Source organism: Luteococcus sp. (assembly GCF_043424415.1).
Classification (GTDB): Bacteria; Actinomycetota; Actinomycetes; order Propionibacteriales; family Propionibacteriaceae; genus Luteococcus.
Genome location: NZ_JBHWOO010000051.1, coordinates 1 through 3,647 on the forward strand (window position 1 = coordinate 1; position 3,647 = coordinate 3,647).

Below are 3,647 nucleotides of genomic sequence, written 5' to 3' on the forward strand. Positions count from 1 at the left end.
CGCTCGAAGGCGCGACCGAAGTCGCGGGTGGAGGTGAACCGGGCCGGGCCGCGCTTGGCGTACTGGACGCGGAGCCACTGTGCCGGAGGTGCCTGCTGTTCTGGTTGCTGTCGAGCCACCCGGTGATCCTAGCCAACCCGGCCTCCTGGGCCTCATTCCCGAGGTGATCGGCCACTGCTGACATGGCCGCGCCAGCCCCACTGTGCACGCGGGAGTTCCACTGGGCACGTGCTGGATCGCGTGCCCAGTGGCTTCTGGACGTGCACAGTGGTTCGTCGCCCGCGCCGACCGGTGCGACCTGGGCACCTGAGTCCCCCCTCAACGCATCGACGGCGCGTGCCCAGTCACCCGGGGCACGCGCCGTCGCGTCAGGGACGGTCGCTCAGACGACGCTGAGCGGGATCAGGCTGCGGCCGGTGGGGCCGATCTGGATCTCGGTGTCCATCTGCGGGCAGACGCCACAGTCGTAGCAGGGAGTCCAGCGGCAGTCCTCGACGTCGCCGCCGTCGAGGGCGTCCTGCCAGTCCTCCCACAACCAGTCACGGTCGAGGCCGGAGTCCAGGTGGTCCCAGGGCAGCACCTCGTCGTAGTCGCGCTCGCGGGTGGTGTACCAGGCCAGGTCCACCGGGTCGTCGGCCAGGGCACTCTCGGCGCAGGCCACCCAGCGGTCATAGGAGAAGTGCTCGCTCCAGCCGTCGAAGTGGCCACCATCGCGCCAGACCGCCTCGATGATCTTGCCGACGCGACGGTCCCCCCGGCTCAGCAGGCCCTCGATCTGGCCCGGCTTGCCGTCGTGGTAGCGCATGCCGATGGACTTGCCGAACTGCTTGTCCCCGCGCACCGTCTCGCGCAGCAGCTGCAGGCGGTGGTCGATCGTCTCCGGCGAGGCCTGGCCGGCCCACTGGAAGGGGGTGTGGCTCTTGGGGACGAAGCCGCCGATGGAGATGGTGCAGCGGATGTCCTTGGTGCCGGCCACTTGGCGTCCGGTCTCGATCACGCGACGGGCCATGCCGGCGATGGCCAGCACGTCCTCGTCGGTCTCGGTGGGCAGGCCGCACATGAAGTACAGCTTCACCTGGCGCCAGCCATTGCCGAAGGCGGTGGCGACGGTGTTGATCAGGTCGTCCTCGCTCACCTGCTTGTTGATGACACGACGCATCCGCTCACTGCCACCCTCGGGGGCGAAGGTGAGGCCCGAGCGGCGTCCGTTGCGGGAGAGCTCGTTGGCCAGGTCGATGTTGAAGGCGTCCACGCGGGTCGACGGCAGGGAGAGCGAGACATTCGTGCCCTCGTAGCGGTCGGCGAGCTGCTTGGTGACCTCGGCGATCTCGGAGTGGTCGGCCGAGCTCAGCGAGAGCAGGCCCACCTCCTCGAGGCCGGTAGCCTTGAGCCCGCCGTTGACCATCTGGCCGATGGTCTCGATGTTGCGCTCGCGCACCGGGCGGGTGATCATGCCCGCCTGGCAGAAGCGGCAACCACGGGTGCAGCCGCGGAAGATCTCCACCGAGTAGCGCTCGTGCACGGTCTCGGCCAGCGGCACCAGGGGCTTGGCCGGGTAGGGCCACTGGTCCAGGTCCATCAGGGTGTGCTTGCGCACCTGGAAGGGCACCCCGGGGCGGTTCGGCGCCACGCGCTGGATGCGACCGTCGGGCAGGTAGCTGACGTCGTAGAAGCGCGGCACGTAGACCTCACCGGTGGTGGCCAGGCGCAGCAGCAGACCGTCGCGGCCACCGGGGCGCCCCTCGGCCTTCCAGTCGCGGATGATCTCGCTGACCAGGAGCACCGCCTCCTCGCCATCGCCCAGGATGGCGGCGTCGATGAAATCGGCGATCGGCTCGGGGTTGAAGGCGGCGTGGCCGCCGGCCAGGACGACGGGGTGCTCGTCGGTGCGCTCGGCCGAGTGGACCGGGATGCCGGCCAGGTCGAGCGAGTTGAGCATGTTGGTGTAGGTGAGCTCGGTGGAGAAGCTCAGCCCCAGCACGTCGAAGCGCGCCACCGGCAGGTGCTGGTCGAGGGTGAACTGGGGAATGCCGCGCTCGCGCATCAGCTTCTCCAGGTCGGGCCAGATCGCGTAACTGCGCTCGGCCATGATCCAGTCGCGCTCGTTGAGGATCTCGTAGAGGATGGCGACGCCCTGGTTGGGCTGGCCGACCTCGTAGGCGTCGGGGTACATCAGGGCCCAGCGCACCTCGACGTCGTCCCAGGCCTTGACCACCTGGTTGTGCTCGCCGCCGACGTACTGGATCGGCTTGCTCACCTGGGCAAGGAGGGGTTCAAGGCGGCCGAAGAGGCTCTCGGGCGCAGCGGGCGCCCCGGTGGAAACAGAAGTCATGATGCGCCCAGCGTAGTCGGCACCTCGCGCCCTGGCTCAATTCCGAGAGCGACGCTCAGGACCGAGGCTGGGCCTGCGCCTGCTGCCAGGCAATCACCTGCTGCTGCCAGGCGGCGAGCTTCGCCTCGAGCTCCCGCTGGCGCTCCCGGCCGGGGGCGCTGGAGCGCACCACCTGGGCACGGCGGGCCTGCCACTCCACCAGTGCCCAGCCGACCAGGGTGACGGCCACCCCGATCAGCACCGAGGCGTCGGCGGTGCCAGCCTGGCGGTCGAAGATGCCGGAGATGTCGGTGAAGGGCATCAGGAGCTCGCCGAGCAGGTTGTTGACCACGTGCATGGCGATGGCCGCCTCGATGCCGCCGGTGCGCCAGGTCATGCCGCAGGCCACCAGCCCGAAGCAGAAGTAGAAGATGTTGAGCCACAGGTCGCCGGCGCCATGCGCGAGCATGAACAGGGCCGAGCTGAACAGCGCACCCACCACCAGGGCGACGCCGCGGTGCCGGAAAAAACCGGCCGCGCTGCGGTTGAGCACCCCGCGGAAGCCGTACTCCTCACCGGCGGCCTGGAAGGGCGTGGTGAGCAGGATGCCGGCCAGCAGCAGCCAGGTGTCGCCGTTGACGTGCAGGCCCAAGCCCTCGGGGGTCTGGGAACGCGTCCAGAGGTCGAGGCCGGTGTAGAGCAGCCAGAGCGGCAGCAGGACGGCGAAGCAGCGGCCCATCCAGCCCCAGCGCATCCGTCCGGTGACGCTCGCCAACCAGCCCGGCCCCTGACGGAAGAGGCCCTTGGAGATGAGCAGGGCCAAGGGGATGAGCAGGGCCAGGGCCAGGTTGTTGGACAGGAAGAGCGCCGGGGTGGCATTCACCTGGCCCGAGCCCATCTTCTCCAGCTCCGACTGGCTGGTGCGTCCCGTCGCCACGTCGATGCCGATCGCGAGGGCGCCGGCGATGGTGGAGACGACGAGGAAGACCAGCAGCCCCACGACCACGGCCACCACAGGACGCCACCAGCTCCACAGCGGGGTTCGCCAGAAGTGGTGGTACTCCCGCGCCTCGACGGGCAGCTCGACCTGCGGCATCGACACCGACGGCATCGGCCCGTGCGGGTCAGGCGCCAGGGCAACCGGCTGCGAGGTGACGGACGCCGAATCGTCGTGGGGCTGCTGGCTCACGCGGAGAGCTCCGGGAACCAGATGCCGATCTCGCGGGCGGCCGAGTCCGGCGCGTCGGAGGCGTGGACGAGGTTGCGGTTCTTGAACAGCGACAGGTCGCCGCGGATGGTGCCGGGGGCGGCGACGGCGGAGTCCGTGGTGCCGTTG

3 protein-coding genes and 1 pseudogene are annotated in these 3,647 nt (G+C 69.7%); all 4 read right to left on the reverse strand.

The genetic code is table 11. The features are described 5' to 3' along the window. Window positions 1-119, reverse strand: a pseudogene (locus tag ACHFFZ_RS02755) (radical SAM protein); the annotation flags it as partial. A gap of 263 nt (window positions 120-382) precedes the next feature. After that, the gene (locus tag ACHFFZ_RS02760; protein WP_394275134.1) at window positions 383-2,332 is read right to left on the reverse strand and encodes a TIGR03960 family B12-binding radical SAM protein; all 1,950 of its coding nucleotides are present in this window, start codon (window positions 2,330-2,332) and stop codon (window positions 383-385) included. Window positions 2,333-2,387: 55 nt separating this feature from the next. Then, window positions 2,388-3,500, reverse strand: a complete 1,113-nt coding sequence (locus ACHFFZ_RS02765) for a CPBP family intramembrane glutamic endopeptidase (RefSeq protein WP_394275135.1) — start codon at window positions 3,498-3,500, stop codon at window positions 2,388-2,390. Continuing rightward, on the reverse strand, window positions 3,497-3,647 hold a 151-nt coding region (locus tag ACHFFZ_RS02770), incomplete at its 5' end, for a nucleoside-diphosphate kinase (protein ID WP_394275136.1). The genes ACHFFZ_RS02765 and ACHFFZ_RS02770, both read right to left, overlap by 4 nt.